Annotated in this window: 14 protein-coding genes and 1 pseudogene; 11 read left to right on the forward strand and 4 right to left on the reverse strand. The window is 57.4% G+C overall.

What is annotated here, in order from left to right:
* Positions 1 to 45: 45 nt before the first annotated feature.
* Entirely contained in the window at positions 46 to 1,254 is a 1,209-nt protein-coding gene (locus HZS80_RS11120; protein WP_179916102.1) for an ABC transporter substrate-binding protein, read from the reverse strand.
* Positions 1,255 to 1,373: 119 nt separating this feature from the next.
* Positions 1,374 to 1,619 carry a hypothetical protein gene (locus HZS80_RS11125; protein WP_179916103.1) on the reverse strand — a complete coding sequence of 82 codons (246 nt, stop codon included), beginning with the start codon at positions 1,617 to 1,619 and terminating at the stop codon, positions 1,374 to 1,376.
* Positions 1,620 to 1,684: 65 nt separating this feature from the next.
* On the opposite strand from HZS80_RS11125, the gene HZS80_RS11130 reads away from it, so the two are divergent.
* Both HZS80_RS11130 and rapA read left to right on the forward strand, forming a co-directional pair.
* A complete protein-coding gene (locus tag HZS80_RS11130; RefSeq protein ID WP_179916104.1) occupies positions 1,685 to 2,488 on the forward strand; it encodes a TlpA disulfide reductase family protein in 804 nt (267 codons plus the stop codon).
* A 112-nt stretch (positions 2,489 to 2,600) separates the two neighbouring features.
* Positions 2,601 to 5,546, forward strand: a complete 2,946-nt coding sequence (gene rapA / locus HZS80_RS11135) for an RNA polymerase-associated protein RapA (protein WP_179916105.1) — start codon at positions 2,601 to 2,603, stop codon at positions 5,544 to 5,546.
* A gap of 18 nt (positions 5,547 to 5,564) precedes the next feature.
* Here rapA and HZS80_RS11140 read toward each other — a convergent pair whose 3' ends face one another.
* A complete protein-coding gene (locus HZS80_RS11140; protein ID WP_035563988.1) occupies positions 5,565 to 6,467 on the reverse strand; it encodes a TIGR01777 family oxidoreductase in 903 nt (300 codons plus the stop codon).
* 146 nt (positions 6,468 to 6,613) lie between these two features.
* On the opposite strand from HZS80_RS11140, the gene HZS80_RS11145 reads away from it, so the two are divergent.
* From HZS80_RS11145 to HZS80_RS11185, 9 genes are all read left to right on the forward strand, one after another.
* Positions 6,614 to 7,663, forward strand: a complete 1,050-nt coding sequence (locus HZS80_RS11145) for an NAD(P)/FAD-dependent oxidoreductase (protein ID WP_179916106.1) — start codon at positions 6,614 to 6,616, stop codon at positions 7,661 to 7,663.
* Positions 7,664 to 7,902: 239 nt separating this feature from the next.
* Positions 7,903 to 8,823 carry a MerR family transcriptional regulator gene (locus HZS80_RS11150; protein ID WP_179916107.1) on the forward strand — a complete coding sequence of 307 codons (921 nt, stop codon included), beginning with the start codon at positions 7,903 to 7,905 and terminating at the stop codon, positions 8,821 to 8,823.
* Positions 8,824 to 8,907: 84 nt separating this feature from the next.
* The gene (gene phrB, locus HZS80_RS11155; RefSeq protein WP_179916126.1) at positions 8,908 to 10,320 is read left to right on the forward strand and encodes a deoxyribodipyrimidine photo-lyase; all 1,413 of its coding nucleotides are present in this window, start codon (positions 8,908 to 8,910) and stop codon (positions 10,318 to 10,320) included.
* A 60-nt stretch (positions 10,321 to 10,380) separates the two neighbouring features.
* Complete coding sequence (locus HZS80_RS11160; protein ID WP_035563981.1) at positions 10,381 to 10,812, forward strand: nuclear transport factor 2 family protein; 432 nt, start codon at positions 10,381 to 10,383, stop codon at positions 10,810 to 10,812.
* A gap of 36 nt (positions 10,813 to 10,848) precedes the next feature.
* A complete protein-coding gene (locus HZS80_RS11165; protein WP_008959198.1) occupies positions 10,849 to 11,634 on the forward strand; it encodes an SDR family NAD(P)-dependent oxidoreductase in 786 nt (261 codons plus the stop codon).
* A complete protein-coding gene (locus HZS80_RS11170; protein ID WP_179916108.1) occupies positions 11,631 to 13,010 on the forward strand; it encodes an NAD(P)/FAD-dependent oxidoreductase in 1,380 nt (459 codons plus the stop codon). Before HZS80_RS11165 ends, HZS80_RS11170 begins: the two co-directional genes overlap by 4 nt.
* Entirely contained in the window at positions 13,007 to 13,774 is a 768-nt protein-coding gene (locus HZS80_RS11175) for a DUF1365 domain-containing protein (RefSeq protein ID WP_179916109.1), read from the forward strand. Before HZS80_RS11170 ends, HZS80_RS11175 begins: the two co-directional genes overlap by 4 nt.
* Positions 13,771 to 15,039, forward strand: a complete 1,269-nt coding sequence (locus tag HZS80_RS11180) for an SAM-dependent methyltransferase (RefSeq protein ID WP_179916110.1) — start codon at positions 13,771 to 13,773, stop codon at positions 15,037 to 15,039. The genes HZS80_RS11175 and HZS80_RS11180 overlap by 4 nt, the downstream gene beginning before the upstream one ends.
* Positions 15,040 to 15,534, forward strand: a complete 495-nt coding sequence (locus HZS80_RS11185) for a DUF2878 domain-containing protein (RefSeq protein WP_035563970.1) — start codon at positions 15,040 to 15,042, stop codon at positions 15,532 to 15,534.
* Here HZS80_RS11185 and HZS80_RS11190 read toward each other — a convergent pair.
* A pseudogene (locus tag HZS80_RS11190) lies at positions 15,531 to 16,264 on the reverse strand (putative bifunctional diguanylate cyclase/phosphodiesterase); the annotation flags it as partial. The gene HZS80_RS11185 and the pseudogene HZS80_RS11190 overlap by 4 nt on opposite strands.
* Positions 16,265 to 16,279: the final 15 nt, after the last annotated feature.

Below are 16,279 nucleotides of genomic sequence, written 5' to 3' on the forward strand. Positions count from 1 at the left end.
CCCGGCTGTTATCAGCCGGGCATTTTTAACGCTAAGCCTTAAGGCTTAAAGATCAACCTGACCTTTGCTGGTAAAGGTGCCGTCCTCGACAGCCATTTCAACCACTACACCGGGTACGTCGCCGTTATCATCGAACTCATGAGAGCCGGAAGCGCCTTCGTAGTTAATATCGGTACCTGCGGCAATCAACTCAACCGCTTTTTCCCACTCGCCGGGCAGAATGACTTCGCCAGGGGCGCTTGAGACGCTGCGCAGCGCTTCGGAAAGGCCTTCACGGTCAGCGCTGCCGTTCTGCTCAATTGCTAATGCAATCAGGAAGGCGGCGTCGTAGGCTTGGGCGGCAAATACTGCGCTTGGGTCCAGCTCAGCGGCTTCAGCGGCTTCGATAAAGATATCGGTGCCGGGCAGGTCAGGACTGCCGGGGCGCGTAGCGATCATGCCATCCAGCACATCTGCACCAATGGCTTCAATAAGGCTATCACCGACCATGCCGTCAGCGCCTACATACTGGGTAAACATGCCGCTTTCATAGGCTTGACGCAGTACCGTTTGACCTGACGTATCGGCATAAGCCAACACTACCAATGTTTCCACGCCGCTCACTGAAAGCGAGCCTAACTCAGAACGATAGTCGGCGCGGTTATCTTCGTGGGCCAGGTTCTCGGTAATCTCGCCGCCACCGGCCTGAAACGCGGCGCTGAAGGCGTCAGAAAGGCCCTGACCGTAATCATTATTGACGTAGGTCACCGCCACTGCGTCAATGCCTTTTTCAAGCAGTAGCTTAGCCAGCATTTCCCCCTGGAAAGCGTCTGAGGGTACGGTGCGGAATACCAGATCATTATCGTCCAGTTCTGATACGGCAGGCGCCGTAGAGGCAGGCGATACCATCAATACGCCACCGGGAATGGCCGCGTTGTTGGCTGCAGCAATGGTTGCACCAGTACATAGGGCACCCACTATCGCCGTCACATTCTCAGAGTTCACCATCCGGTCAGCGGCGTTTGAGGCAGCTGATGCATCGGAACAGGTGGTATCGCCGGAGGGCATCACCAACGTTTGTCCATCTAGAATGCCGCCCTGCTCATTGATCTGCTCTACGGCTAGCTGAGCACCTTCAAAAATGGGGGGCGTTAAACTTTCGATTCCCCCAGTAAAGCCGCCCAAGAAGCCAACTTTGACCTCTGCCTGTGCGAATCCGGTCATTGCCAGGGTTGAGGCCGCCACAGCGGTGGCTAATGCGCGCTTATTGATCATATTATTTGTCGCTCCCAGTGTCGTAAGAGGTTGTTCAATTTTTTAGTGTGCCTCATCGGACAATCGTTAAGGCTGCTATTAATCTGGAACTTGAACGCCAAAAACACAAGCATCGGTTTCTAACGCTCGTCCTCTTCCTCTAGCAATCGCCTGCGTTCAGCAAGCTGCTTTTGAAGGCGCTTGTGGCGATAAAGCCGCACCAGCGCAATCGTTAACGCGGTAACCAGCATCGCAGCCAACACCCAACCCTGCCAGGGGCGGGCGGCGTTACCCATCACCGTTTCCAACGTAATTATCAGCATTAAGCCAATCGCCTGGGAGCCGATCGCTAGCGCGCGCAGCCTATCAAAAGCGGGTGGGGGCATAACGTCTCCGTAATTTGTAGCTCGCATGGTATGGTCTGCCAGTGTACCTGCTTCACGAGAAAATCATGAATGCCATCGCTCTCGGCCCACTGCTGATTTCATTACCGCGTCTTTATGCCATCGGCTGCGCGCTGCTGTTGCTACTCTGTACACGGTTACTGCTGGGCCTTCCCCAGCGTGACCAGCAGCGCTGGTTTACCGGGCTTATCATTGTTTGGTTAGTCAGCGCCCGGGTGGGCCACCTTATGCTCAACCTGGATAGCTATAGCAACGCCCCGCTTGAAGCGCTCAAAGTATGGCAACCCGGCTACCACGGCCTTTGGGGAATGGTGGCAGGCTTGATATGGACAGCCTGGACGCTGCGGGCGCGATTATTGGCTATGGGCGGTGCGATGGCGATGCTGGTCGCCGCCTCCAGCCTATGGCTGGTGCTGGTTACCCTGGCGCCCCTAGGCAATGACTTTGCGGTTGACGCTCTGCCGGAGGTCACCCTTGAGGACGTGGGAGGCAATGAAGTATATCTACCCTCGCTGACCGACAACGCTGATCTAATTATCGTCAACCTGTGGGCGACCTGGTGCCCGCCCTGCCTGCGTGAAATGCCGCTGCTTGAGGAGGCCGCTCAGCGCGATGGTGTCAGCGTGGTGGTGGCAAACCAAGGCGAAGACCTACTGCCCATGGTGCGCTATTTAGATGAGCAGCAGCTTGGATTTCGCTATGCGCTGCGCGACCCCAGCCAACAGCTGATGACCCTTTTCGCAGCACCGGGGCTACCCACTACCGTGCTATTCGATGAGCAGGGAAATACCTTAGATGTGCATGTGGGCGAACTTACCCGCGCCCATCTAGACCGCTGGTTAAAAGATTGATGTCGATACACCTTAATCCCCCCGCTGCTTTGCGTTAGAATCCCCCGCCCTGTTGCCGCCGATGCTCCCCCCGGCGGCAGACGACCCGTTTTGCAGACTCCTCCGAGGCATCATGAGCGATTTTTCTCCCGGCCAACGCTGGATTAGCGACGGTGAAGCTGAGCTTGGGCTCGGCACCGTGCTTAACTGCGACGCCCGTAGCGTTACCATTTTGTTCAGTGCCAGTCAGGAAACCCGTACCTACAATACCCGCCAAGCTCCGCTGACCCGCGTTATGTTCGGCAGCGGCGACCGCGTGCTCTCCGCCGACGGCTGGCAGATGGTGGTTGATGACAGCAAAGAGTCCGGTGGCCTGATTACCTATATCGGTGAAGACAGCGATGGCAACCTGCGCGAACTGCCCGAAGCCAAGCTCGCCGATACCATGCAGTTCGACCAGGCCCGTGACCGCCTGCTGACCGGCCAGGTTGACCGCAACGACTGGTTTGATTTGCGCTTTCGTACCCTGCACCACTATCAGCGTATTGAGCAGCACAGCGCGCTGGGCTTTTCCGGGCCGCGTATCGACCTGATACCTCACCAGCTCTACATTGCCAATGAAGTCGCCAACCGCCATGCGCCCCGCGTACTCCTGGCGGACGAAGTGGGCTTGGGTAAAACCATCGAAGCCGGCCTGATTCTGCACCGCCTGCTGCTCAACGGCCGCGTTGAGCGGGCGCTGATACTGGTGCCCGACAGCCTCACGCATCAGTGGCTGGTCGAGTTACTGCGCCGCTTCTCGCTTAACGTCACGCTGTTAGATGAAACCCAAAGCCAAGCCCACGGCAGCTACAACCCCTTTGAGAGCGCGCAGCTGGTGTTAGCCAGCCAGGGCTGGCTGTTCGCCAACCCGCAACGCCAGGAGCAGGCGTTGGCCAGCCAGTTCGACCTGCTGATCGTCGACGAAGCGCACCACCTCGACTGGAGTGAAGAAGGCAGCGGCCCCGGCTACCGGTGCGTCGAACAGCTTTCCGCGCTGATTCCCGGTCTGCTGCTGCTCACCGCAACCCCAGAACAGATGGGCATCAAGAGCCACTTTGCCCGCCTGCGGTTGCTGGACAGCGAGCGCTACCACGATCTTGAGCGCTTCAAAGCCGAAGAGAGCCACTACACCGAGGTCGCACGCGCCATCGATGCCTTGGAGGCACTGCCCGGCAACCCTGATGCGAGTGCTCACGTCTCTGCGGTAGCCGATGACCGCGACAGTCAAGCGCTGCTGGCCACGCTATGTAACGAGGAGGCCAGCAAAGCGCAGCAGGACGCCGCTCGCGCCCAACTGAGCGAAGCGCTGCTGGATCGCCACGGCACCGGCCGAGTGATGTTCCGCAACAGCCGCCGCCACGTAGGCGGCTTCCCGGAGCGACGCCTCAACCTGGTGCCGTTAGCGCTGCCTTCGGCCTACCGTCGTGTCGTGCGCCGTTTAGAGCGCGACGATGACTATCTTGACGAGCTGCTAATCGAGACCGGCATGGATCACCCCGATGTGCTGATCTATCCCGACGCGGCCTATCGCGAGCTCAGCAATGATCCGCTCAACGGCGAAGACTGGTGGCACATTGACCCGCGGGTTAACTGGCTGCTGGAGAAGCTTAGCGACGACAGCGAGAACGGCTTCGCTAACGAAAAAGTCCTGGTCATTGCCCACCACCGGGAAACCGCCGAAGGCCTTGCCGAAGGGCTACGGGTGTTGGGCGGCTACCACGCACCGGTGTTCCACGAAGACCTCTCCTTGATTGAGCGTGACCGCGCGGCAGCGGCGTTTGCCGATGAAGATGGAGGCGTTCAGGTGCTGGTGTGCTCGGAAATTGGCTCAGAGGGGCGCAACTTCCAGTTCTGCCGTCACCTAGTGATGTTCGATATGCCCCAGCACCCGGATCAGCTCGAACAGCGCATTGGCCGCCTGGATCGCATCGGCCAACGACACGCTATTGAGCTGCATATTCCGACCTTTGAGGGCAGCCCCGGCGAGCGCCTGCTGCGCTGGTATAACGAAGGTATGGATGCGTTCAGCGCCCCCCATGGGGTCGGCAACGATCTGTTTGATGCCTTTGGTGACGCCCTGGCTGACGCCCTGCTGGATGATGAAGCGCTTGAAGAGATTATCGCCGAAACCCGCACGATGTTCAGCGCCAAATTGGCGGAGCACGATGCGGGCCGTAACCGGCTGCTGGAACTCAACGCCTGCCGCCCTGCCCGCGCTCAGCAGGTCATCGACGCCGTGCGCGAACTTGACGAAGACGCCGCATTGCCGCGCTACCTTGAACGGGCGCTGGATATTTTCGGCGTGGAGAGTCAGGAAATCGGCAAGGGCTTGATGCACCTGCAGCCCAGCCAACATATGCTGGATGGCCTGCCGGGTCTGGTTAAAGGCGAAGAAGGCTTTACCGCCACGTACAGCCGCGCCCAGGCGCTAGCCCGCGACGATGTGCAGCGGCTCTCTTGGGAACACCCGCTGCTGCGGGAAATGATGGGCCGCGTGCTGGATGGCACCATGGGCAACTCGGCGCTCGCTCTGCTGCGCCACGACGCCATTCCCAGCGGACGCTTGATGGCCGAGCTGGTGTTCCGCACCCACTGCCCGGCGCCCAAGAAACTGCACCTTAACCGCTTCCTGCCGCCCACCGCGGTGCGCCTGCTGCTGGATGAGTCAGGTGCCAATCTGACCAGCAAGATCTCCTTCACCGGTTTGGGCAAAAACCTGCAGAAGGTTAACAAGTCGCTGGCGAGGGATTTGATCAAGAGCCGTCACGATCAGTTGCGCGAGCTGCTGACTCAGGGGGAAGGCGAAGCCGAGCGCCAGCTGCCCAGCATTGTCGAAAATGCTGAAGCGCGCATGCGTGCACAGTTGGATGCCGAGATTGCCCGTTTGACCGCGCTGGCCGAGCACAACCCGGCGGTACGCAGCGCTGAAATTGACGCGCTGAAAGATGAGCGCAAGGCGCTCAGTGAAGCGATTGAAAATACCCGCCTGCGGCTGGATTCAGTACGGGTAATCATCACCGTTGACGCCGATCGTTAATCGCCAAGCGAATGCTTCCTAAAGGATCGCCTCAAGCGCCTTGTCCAGCGTGGGATATTGAAAGGTAAACCCTGCCGCTTCAAGGCGCGCGGGGCGCATATCCGCCCCGGTCAGCAATAGCCGAGACATTTCCCCCAACCCCGCCTTCAAGACAAACGCGGGTACGGGAAAAATGGCCGGTCGATTGAGATGCTTGGCCAGGGTTTTGGTAAAGATGGCGTTGGTGACCGGGTGCGGTGCGCTGCCGTTAAAGGCGCCGCTCAAGGTTTCGTGATTGATGAGAAACAGGATCGCCGCGACTAAATCATCGCGGTGGATCCACGGCATAAATTGCTCACCGCTGCCAAAGCGGCCACCTAGTCCTAGCTTAAACGGCGGCAGCATTTTCTGCAGGCTACCGCCGCCTGTATCTAGCACCAACCCCGTACGCAAAATCGCTAAACGCACCCCCATCGCCTCAATCGGCTGGGCGGCTGCCTCCCACTGTTTGCACAGACGATGGGCAAACTCATCGTTAGGGATTGTCTCTTCGGTCACCACGCGCTTGCCCTGATCGCCGTAATAGCCCATCGCTGAACCCGATACCATTACCTTCGGCAATGGCTGACCATTAGCCTTTAACTGTTCACACAACGCGACCAATTGCTCAGTTGACGCTACACGAGAATTTATCAGCTTGGCTTTCTGCTCATCGCTCCAGCGCTTACCGGCAATAGACTCTCCAGCCAAGTTAATTAGCGCGTCCGGTGGTGACTCAATAAACGCCTGGGCGCTGTCACGAATGTCACAGCTATTGGGCAAGCGATCGCGTACTTGATGAGGGTGACGGGAAACCACCTGCACCTCGTGGCCTTGCTCTATCAGTTTTTGGCATAGCCGCTGGCCGACAAACCCACTGCCTCCGGTCACTAATACGCGCATGGAATTACTCCTGTTGGTGCCACCGTTCGTTGTCAGCTTGACGAAATGAATCAATCGACGACCAAATTGTACGACATCTATACACAACTGCTACATTAAGCTTTCAACTCTATTCATACGACACCTAAACAACGCTGCGAGGAACCATGGCGATACTGCCTCTGAGTGCTCATCAATCGGTCGCCATCATTGGTGCAGGCATCGCAGGGCTTGCCTGTGGGCAGGTACTCGCCAATAGCGGCGCTAGCGTTACGCTGTTTGATAAAGCCCGCGGCCCTGGCGGGCGCCTGTCGAGTAAGCGCAGACCCAGCGCGACGCTAGATCTAGGCGCCCAGGCTTTCAGCGTACACAACGCAGACTTTCAGCGCGCGGTTGATACATGGCTATCCATTGGCTGCATCGCTTCTTGGCCCACCGCTACCTATCAGGCTAGTCCAAATGGCTGGCAGGCGCATAACGATGGGCAAAAGCGCTACACCGGTGCTCCTCGAATGAGTGCCTTGACGCGTCATTTGGCCGACTCGCTAACGGCGCTACCTCAGGCTGCACTGCATACAGGCACTTCCATCACGTCACTCAAACGCACGCAAAAAGGGTGGCTGTTGGTAACGGCTGGCGGCATTACCCATGGGCCTTATGATCAGGTAGTGGTCAGCGCACCACCGCCCCAGGCCCATGCACTGCTGGCAGCGTGGGACGACGATTTGGCCACCGCGTGCCAAACACGAAAGCAGCGCGCCTGCTGGGCGGGATGGGCGATTTTTGACGGACCGCTTCCCGCCATACCCGGTGTTGACCCAGACTGGCAGATGGCGCGGGTTGCCCACCCTACCCTGCATATTGTGTCACGTAACCAAACTAAACCAGGACGCGCAGCTCAACCTGAAAGCCTTAGCCTGCTGGCTCAACTCGACTGGAGCGAAGCACATTTGGAGCAGCCTGCCAGTGAGGTGGCTCGCCAGCTTCTTGCCGCTCTAAAAAGTCTTTTCCCCGTCTCAGCAACGCTACCCGACCTGATTGAAACAGGCGCGCACCGGTGGCGCTATGCACAACCAGCGGCCGCTTGTGAACACACATACTTATACAGTGGAAACGGTTTGGCCTTGTGCGGCGATAACTTTTGTGACGGCCGGGTAGAAGATGCCTGGCTATCAGGCCATCGCTTGGGGAAAGCGCTAATAGGCCGGTCGGTCTAATTTTTAAAATATTATACGGGCTAAGAAGGATTCTTATAAAGGTTGTACCGAATAGCGACAAGTTGTACAAATGAGCATACAGTAACGTACTAATGTTCAGATCTTTGATTAGGCAGTCTCTACATGGAACACGCTTCACCTTCGCCGCGGCGAATAATGTCCGGCCCTTACAGCGCGGCGCTGCAGTTAACTAGCATGTGGTTAACTACGTTGCAGTTAACAAAGAGGTACTGGCGCTCATGAGTCTTAAGGCGACCCATCCCCCCGATACGCCGCTCTATCCGATACGCGAAGTGTCTCGCTTGACGGGCGTAAACTCGGTCACCCTTCGCGCTTGGGAACGACGCTACGGGCTGATTCGCCCCCAGCGCACCCCCAAAGGGCATCGCCTTTACGCTCAAGACGACATCACACGCATCGAACGCATCTTGCAGTGGCTCAATCGTGGTGTGCCGGTCAGTCAAGTCGCCGACTTGCTTGACCAGCCAGAAACAATTGAGGCGCCTACCCCTGATGCCGGCGATTGGGCTAGCCAACGCCTGCAGCTGCAAGCCATCATCGAAGCGTTAGACCTGCCCAAGCTAGAGGCTTTTTATTACCAGAGCTTAGCGCTCTATCCGCTGAGTATTGCCATTAACGAGCTTTGGCAGCCGGTTGTTTTAAGCTTAGAGGCGAAATGGGCCATTCAGGCAGACCAGTTAGTACGCCGCACCTTGGAAGCATTTTTGCGCAGCCAAGTGGGCATCCGCTTGCATTATGCTAACCAGGCTACCCGGGGCCCGCTGATTTTGCTCAATGCCATGCCCGATGACCCTGGCCCGCTCTGGGTGTTGATGTCGGCATTGATGGCCAGCGAGCAAGGCTACCGAGTACAGATGCTTGACCACTCGCTGCCACTGGAGGATCTCCCTCAGGCAGTCGCGCGGCTACACTCGTCGATGGTACTGCTGTCTAGCGGCCAGCGCGAAAGTGACAGCTATATTCGCCAAGCGCTGCCTAAAGCCGCCGAGACGCTTAATGTGCCCATCGGCGTGTGTGGTGAAGTGGCGCGCCTGCGCGAAGCCGATCTGCGCGATAGCCCGGTTCACATGCTAGGCGATGACTTGCCCCAGGCGATTGCTCGCTTGCGTCCTCTCTTACGCGAGTCAGGCGTACTGTAACCAACACACTCTTACCCTGGCCGTTCGCCCTCTGGCGACCGGCCATTTTTTTGTGCCGTAGGAGCCCCTATGACAGAAAAGCCTATGAAACGTCAATTGGTTTGGCTGCGCAGCGACTTGCGTATTGATGACAACAGTGCCCTGGCTGCCGCAGCGGCCAAAGGGCCTGTCATCGCGGTTTTTTTGCGCAGTATTCCCCAGTGGCAAGAGCACGGCCATGGTGCCAATAAGCTGGATTTTTGGGCGCGCGGTGTCGCCACCGTTAAAACAGCCCTTAACGGATTGAATATTCCGCTGCTGCATCGCGACATTGGCCGCTATGATCAGGCCCCCGAGGCACTGCTCGATATCGCTCGTGAGTACGATATTGAGCAGTTGCACTTCAATTACGAGTACGCCCTCAATGAGCGCCACCGCGACCAGGCTGTGCAAGACGCCTTTAAGCAGGCCGGTATTGCCGCCCATGGCTGCCACGATGCCATGGCATTTGCCCCCGGCAGCCTGCTAACCGGCAAGGGCGACTACTACGGGGTATTTACGCCGTTCTCCAAGGCGTGGCACAAGCAGGTCACCGCCGACCAGTTAGCGCTGCGCGAGTCACCACCGGTGCAAACAGAACTGGATATTAAAAGTGATCCGTTGCCTGCGCTACCGACCCTTGACAGCACACCGATAGAAGAGCGCCTGTGGCCTGCCGGTGAACGGCCCGCGGCGGATAACTTGGCGCGTTTCCTGCGCTTTCGTGGCCGCCACTATAAAGACCAGCGTGATCTTCCCAAGGTACGTGGTACCAGCGAGCTATCCCCCTACTTAGCGTTAGGCATGATCTCCCATCGCCAATGTTTACAAGCCGTGATAAGCGAAAACGGCGGTCACTTAGCCGATGGCGATATCGGTCTTACTACCTGGGTCAACGAACTGGTCTGGCGCGAATTTTATCAGCACGTAGCGGTAGGATTTCCCGAAGTGTGCCGCTATCAACCCTTCCAGGAACACACTAAGCAATTGAAGTGGCGCGATGATGATGAAGGCTTTCAAGCTTGGTGCGAAGGGCGTACTGGCTACCCTATTGTCGATGCTGCCATGCGCCAGTTAGTCGCCACCGGTTGGATGCATAATCGGCTGCGCATGGTGACCGCAATGTTTTTAAGTAAGCACCTGCTGATTGATTGGCGGCGCGGTGAAGCCTTTTTTATGCGTCACTTGGTGGACGGCGAATTTTGCGCCAACAACGGTGGCTGGCAGTGGGCTGCTTCTACGGGTACCGATGCCGCGCCTTACTTTCGCATCTTTAACCCTACCACTCAGTCGACCCGCTTTGATGCTGACGGTGAGTTTATTGCCCACTGGCTGCCTGAGCTTGCTGATCTGCCTGCCAAAGCGCGCCATACGCCGCCTCAAGACCTACTCACCGATGTGCAATACCCAGCGCCGATCGTTGATCACAAAGCGGCACGTCAACGTGCACTGGACACGTTTAAATCACTCACTAAATAATCGCTTCTGTCCCCGTTTCCTTAAGCCATTATAGTTGCAAAGCTAATCAAGGAGACCGTTATGGCTGAGCCTGCGGCGCTGGAGGCGTTCTGCGCCTTTTTCAACAAACTAGACAATACCTGTACAGAAAAGCTATACGAGGTATATACTGAAAATATAATTTTTAGTGACTCGCTGCACCATATTGAAGGTCGCGAAGCATTAGCGCGCTATTTTTCAGCCATGTATGAAAATGTCGAGCAGTGCCACTTCACTTACCACACTCGGCAGTTACAGGGTCAGCAAGCGTTTGTAACCTGGACCATGACGTTTATTCATCCCAGATTGGCAGGTGGCCAGGCTGTCAAGGTCGAAGGCTGTAGCGCACTCACCTTCGCCGCCGATGGGCGCGTTGAGTGTCATCGCGATTATTTTGATGCTGGCGCCATGCTTTACGAACATTTACCGCTGATGGGAAGCGCCATTCGCTGGTTAAAAAAACGTCTTGCCTAAGCAGTAACATCACGGCGGGGCGTACGAGGAGGCTTAATGAGCACATGGGAAACGCCCCAACGTATTTGGTTAACCGGTGCCACGTCCGGCATTGGTGAAGCGCTTGCCCGTAAATTTATCGCCCAAGGCCACCAGGTGGTACTCAGCGCCCGCAACGCTGAGTCACTTGAAGCGCTGTGCCAAGGCCACCCCAATGCCCATCCGCTCCCGCTAGATGTTAGTGACCGCCAAGCCGTGCTTAATGCTGGCGAGACCATTGCCGAGCGCCTGGGGGCATTAGATTTAGCGTTATTCAATGCTGGCACTTGCGAATACCTGAACGCTCAGCAGTTCGATATGGATTTAGTCGAGCGCGTTTTTAAGCCCAACTTATTTGGCACTTTGTACGGTGTCGAAGCCGCTCTGCCGCTGCTACGGGCTGCACGGCAGCAGGGTCTGCCCGCCCGGCTAGCGGCCACCTCCAGCGCGTCGGCCTATTTACCGCTACCCCGCGCAGAAGCCTATGGCGCTTCTAAAGCCGCCGTCAGCTACTTCCTGGAATCGCTGCGCTTGGATCTTGATCAGGAAGGCATTGATGTCAGCCTTATCCACCCCGGCTTTGTGAAAACGCCACTCACCGAGCGAAACGACTTTCCGATGCCCATGCAGGTCACCGCTGAGCAAGCGGCCGATGCCATTATCGCAGGCTTGGTAAAGGGTCGGCTGGATATCCATTTCCCACGCCGGTTCACCTATCTGGTCAAATTGCTGGGCATTTTGCCTCCTGCCTTGCGCCGTCAGATTGGCCTGCGCATGACCCGCGCCCAAAAGGAATCGTCATGAGTACCGTGGTATCAAATAGTGCTGGGGCATCTCAGCGTATTGCCATTGTCGGCAGCGGTATTAGCGGCATGGCCGCTGGCTGGTACCTTTCCGCTCAGCATGAAGTTACATTGTTCGAGTCGGATTCGCGGCTGGGTGGCCATACCGCCACGATGGATGTAGACGTAAAAGGGCAGACGTATGCGATCGACACCGGCTTTATTGTCTTTAACGACTGGACCTATCCGCACTTTCAGCGCTTGATGGCGACCCTGAGCGTTGCCTCACAAGCCACCGAGATGAGTTTCTCGGTGCATGCAACGGCAAGGGACTTTGAGTACAACGGGCACACGTTAGGGTCACTGTTTGCCCAACGACGCAATTTATTTAATCCCTCTTTTTATCGTCTGCTCCGCGATATCCTGCGTTTTAACAAGCAGGCCACTAAAGCGCTTGACCGCAACGAACTACCCGAACAGATGACCCTAGGGGAATACCTAGACCGCCACCACTACAACCGCGATTTCCAGCAGCGTTACTTACTGCCCATGGGAGCCGCCATTTGGTCGGCCAGCATCAACGATTTACGCGCCTTTCCGCTGGCGTTTTTTGTGCGTTTTTTCCGCAATCACGGCCTGCTATCAGTTAATCACCGCCCCCAGTGGTACACCCTGATGGGCGGTTCGAAAAGCTATATCCCTAACCTAACGGCCCCCTACGCGTCGCGCATTCACCTCAATACGCCGGTCACCAAGATTACCCGCGAACGTGCTGGAGAGCGTGCTGGCGTTACGATTACCACACCGGCTGGCAGCCAGCACTTTGACCAGGTGGTGCTCGCCTGCCACGCCGACCAAGCCTTGGCGATGCTAGGTGACGCCAGTGCAGACGAGAAAGCAGTGCTCGGCGCCATGCCGTATCAGGATAACGAGGTGGTGCTGCATACCGACACCTCGCTGCTGCCGCGGCGCAAACGTGCCTGGGCGAGCTGGAATTACCGCCTGGATCAGCGAGATAGCGAGGCACGAGTCTCGGTTACTTACGACATGAATATCCTTCAACGGATAGAGAGTGACACTACGTTTTGCGTGACCCTGAACGACAGCGACAGCATCGACCCCAATAAAGTGCTGGGGCGTTATACCTACGCGCACCCTCAGTTCACCTTGGCGGGCCAGGCGGCGCAGGCGCGCCACGCAGAGATATCGTCGATAGCGCATCGTACGCATTTTTGCGGTGCCTATTGGCGCAACGGTTTCCACGAAGACGGGGTGTGGAGCGCCCTGCGCGTCGCCCAGGCCTTGGGCTGTGACGAGGCTGCCACGCCTCCCGCGGAACCGCTGGCGCTGCCGGCTCATGAGCTGCTGACACCGCAAGGTGTCGAGGGACTGGGATGATTGCCGCACCACGTTCGCGTATCTACCGTGGCACCCTGCGTCACCGCCGCTTCACGCCCAAGCCCCACACATTCAGCTATCAGGTATGGATGGCGTGGCTGGATCTGGACGAGCTGCCCGATCTGTTCGACAAGGTGCCCGGCTTTAGCGCCCGCAGGCCTGCCCTGGCGCGTTTTCGGCGGGAGGATTACCTAGGCCCGGTGGATCGCCCGCTAAAAACCGCCGTGCGCGAAGAGCTTGTTCGTCAATTAGGCAGCGCCCCCACAGGGCGGATTTGTGTGCTCACCCAACTGCGCACGCTGGGCTGCATGTTTAATCCTATCTCCGTTTACTACGCCTACGACCATTTAGGTAGATTGGCAGCCGTATTGAGCGAAGTCACCAATATGCCTTGGCGTGAGCGTACCCGTTACGCCAGCGCGGTGGACCCTTCACGTCACAGCCACCAGGCCCGTTTCGACAAAGACCTCCACGTGTCGCCTTTCAATCCCATGGATATGACCTATCGGTGGAAATTTAACGCCCCCGGCGAAACGCTCTTTTTGCATATGGAGAACTGGCGGGAACAGCAGTGCCATTTTGATGCCACCCTGACACTGAACGCCTCCCCCGCTACTCGTGGCGCGCTGATAAAAGCCCTGGCGCGCCAGCCATGGATGAGCCTGAAAACCATCGCGGGCATTCATTTTGAAGCGCTACGCCTGTGGCTGAAGCGCGCCCCCGTTTATAACCACCCCAAGCAGCGCAAGGAGACTTCAAAGTGACGACCCTGCGTTCTACGCCGCCAAATATTCAACCTGTTGCCCAAGACCGCTTAACCAAGTGGCTTAAACCGCGCCTAGTGGCCCAATTGGATACCTTTCGCGGTGGTCGTATTACCCTCATTGAAGGCGACCAGTGCCACCACTTAGGCCAGGGAGGACCGCTGCAGGTAACCGTAGTAATCCGCCACTCGCGCGCCTGGAAGCGGCTGGCCTTCGGCGGTACCGTCGGCGCTGCCGAATCTTATATGGACGGTGACTGGGATGCCGACGACTTGGTCGCCCTGGTCCGTCTGTTTGCCGCCAACCTGGAACAGGTTAATACCAAAATGGAGAACGGCAGTGCCCGCTTGGCCCGTTGGTTATTGGGTGCCGCCTACCGTTTTCAGCGCAACAGCCTAAGCGGCTCTAAGCGCAACATTGCCGCCCACTACGATATTGGTAACGACCTGTTTTCGACGTTTTTGGATCGCCACCACTGGATGTACTCCAGCGCCGTTTTCCCCTACCCAGAAGCTAGTCTGGAAGAGGCCTCAACCTACAAACTGGATTTGATGCTTGAAAAGCTTGATGTCCGGCCAGAACATCACCTGTTAGAGATTGGCACCGGCTGGGGTGGTCTGGCGATTCATGCGGCGAAAACTCGTGGTTGCCGTGTCACCACCACGACCATTTCCGATGAACAGCACGCTCATACTGCTCAGCGCATCAAAGAAGAGGGGCTGGAAGACAGAATTACCCTGCTCAAGCAGGATTACCGTGAATTAACCGGCCGCTACGACCGGCTTATTTCGGTCGAGATGATCGAGGCCGTGGGGCACCAGTATCTCGATACCTACCTCAACAAGCTGGATAGCCTGTTAACCGACGATGGGCAGGCCATGCTGCAAGCCATCACCATCCGCGACCAGCGCTTTGAAGACGCTAAACGCGACATGGATTTTATCAAGCGCTACATCTTTCCTGGCGGCTTTCTACCCTCGCACCATGCCATGTTAAGCAGCGTAATGCGCAAAACATCGCTGAACGTGGTCGCGCTGGATGAAATAGGCCCGCATTATGCCCGCACTCTGCGTGAGTGGCGCCACCGCTTTGAAGCAAGCTTGGAGCAGGTACGCACGCTAGGGTATGACGAGCGCTTTATCCGTATGTGGCGCTACTATTTATGCTACTGCGAAGGCGGCTTCATCGAGCGCTCTATCGGTACCTGCCATCTACTGCTGGCGAAACCAGCGGCGAAACCCATACCGCTCACCGGCGCGCTCTAAATGGCATCACGCAAGTGGCAGGCGCTGCTGTTCAATGCCCTGCGTTTTGAAGCTGGCTGGCTGCTATGCGTAGTAGGTGGTTCAAGCGTTGCCGCGCTTGCGGGCGGAGGCTTGCTAGCCTGGCACCTATGGCGCTGCGCCCTGCCTGGAGAGTGGCGGTTTATCGCCGGGTTTGCGCTGCTCGGGCTGGTGATTGATGGTGGCTTGCAGCGGCTGGGCGGCTTTGAGTTTAACGATCAAGCGCTAGTGCTGGGGCTCTTGCCACTCTGGCTGTGGATGCTATGGCCGCTGTTTGCCACCCTAGTCTATCACTCGCTGGCGTGGCTGTGGCGTTATCCGCTACTAGCCGCGCTGTGTGGCGCTGTCAGCGGCCCACTCTCCTATTACGGCGGCGCGCTACTCGCGGAGGTGTCGCTTGCCCCTTGGCTGCTGCCAGCCCAGGCGCTGATATGGGCGTCACTGTGTGTAGGCATTAGCCGTTTTTATAAGCGTTAAGAAGCAGCAGAGGCAGTGGCTGGCTCAGGCAGCAAACGCTTTTCCAATTCCGCAGCGGGTAGCGGTCTGGCAAAGTAGAAACCTTGTACGGACGTACACCCGGATCCGCCAAAACTTACCCTGCTCTTTGGTTTCTACGCCTTCTGCTATCACTCCTAGCCCCATGCCTTCCGCCATTGCTAAGACCGCCTTCACGATCGAGGCATCCGCTTGATCATGTGGCAACTCCTTAATGAACGCCCGGTCGAGTTTAATTTTGTCTACCGGCAAGCGCTTCAAATAACCGAGCGACGAATAGCCTGTCCCAAAGTCATCGATGGCAATCGCAAAGCCGTGGTCGCGCAGCGCCTGAAGGCGTGGCCCCATATCGCCAGCACGTTCGTCAAGCAGCACCGACTCAATCAGCTCTAAACCAATTTGCGAAGGTTTCAACTGATAACGCTTTAGGCAAGTCGTCAACTGGCTTTCCAGGTCGCCTTGAAAGAGCTGCCGTGCCGAAATATTGACCCATATCGTCGGCTTTTTCGATCACCCAGGTGCCCAGCTGGCTTATTAAACCGTGCCGCTCGGCCAACGGAATAAAGTCGCCGGGGGAAATCATGCCAGCCTTGAGATGGCGCCAGCGCAGCAGTGCTTCCATACCCACCAGCTCGCCGCTAGCGGGCTCATGCTGGGTTTGATAATGCAGCTCCAACTGGTCACCGGAAATAAGCGCGGCGCGTAAATCACTACTTGGATGCTCTAT

This window comes from Vreelandella glaciei (genome assembly GCF_013415125.1).
Classification (GTDB): domain Bacteria; phylum Pseudomonadota; class Gammaproteobacteria; order Pseudomonadales; family Halomonadaceae; genus Vreelandella; species Vreelandella glaciei.

What these genes read in the sequence shown, in the direction of transcription:
- phrB (WP_179916126.1), top strand. Translation starts at nt 8,908, where the DNA reads ATGAAACGTCAATTGGTTTGGCTGCGCAGCGACTTGCGTATTGATGAC.
- rapA (WP_179916105.1), top strand. Translation starts at nt 2,601, where the DNA reads ATGAGCGATTTTTCTCCCGGCCAACGCTGGATTAGCGACGGTGAAGCT.
- HZS80_RS11150 (WP_179916107.1), top strand. Translation starts at nt 7,903, where the DNA reads ATGAGTCTTAAGGCGACCCATCCCCCCGATACGCCGCTCTATCCGATA.
- HZS80_RS11165 (WP_008959198.1), top strand. Translation starts at nt 10,849, where the DNA reads ATGAGCACATGGGAAACGCCCCAACGTATTTGGTTAACCGGTGCCACG.
- HZS80_RS11125 (WP_179916103.1), bottom strand. Translation starts at nt 1,619, where the DNA reads ATGCCCCCACCCGCTTTTGATAGGCTGCGCGCGCTAGCGATCGGCTCC.
- HZS80_RS11160 (WP_035563981.1), top strand. Translation starts at nt 10,381, where the DNA reads ATGGCTGAGCCTGCGGCGCTGGAGGCGTTCTGCGCCTTTTTCAACAAA.
- HZS80_RS11145 (WP_179916106.1), top strand. Translation starts at nt 6,614, where the DNA reads ATGGCGATACTGCCTCTGAGTGCTCATCAATCGGTCGCCATCATTGGT.
- HZS80_RS11175 (WP_179916109.1), top strand. Translation starts at nt 13,007, where the DNA reads ATGATTGCCGCACCACGTTCGCGTATCTACCGTGGCACCCTGCGTCAC.
- HZS80_RS11140 (WP_035563988.1), bottom strand. Translation starts at nt 6,467, where the DNA reads ATGCGCGTATTAGTGACCGGAGGCAGTGGGTTTGTCGGCCAGCGGCTA.
- HZS80_RS11170 (WP_179916108.1), top strand. Translation starts at nt 11,631, where the DNA reads ATGAGTACCGTGGTATCAAATAGTGCTGGGGCATCTCAGCGTATTGCC.
- HZS80_RS11130 (WP_179916104.1), top strand. Translation starts at nt 1,685, where the DNA reads ATGAATGCCATCGCTCTCGGCCCACTGCTGATTTCATTACCGCGTCTT.
- HZS80_RS11120 (WP_179916102.1), bottom strand. Translation starts at nt 1,254, where the DNA reads ATGATCAATAAGCGCGCATTAGCCACCGCTGTGGCGGCCTCAACCCTG.
- HZS80_RS11185 (WP_035563970.1), top strand. Translation starts at nt 15,040, where the DNA reads ATGGCATCACGCAAGTGGCAGGCGCTGCTGTTCAATGCCCTGCGTTTT.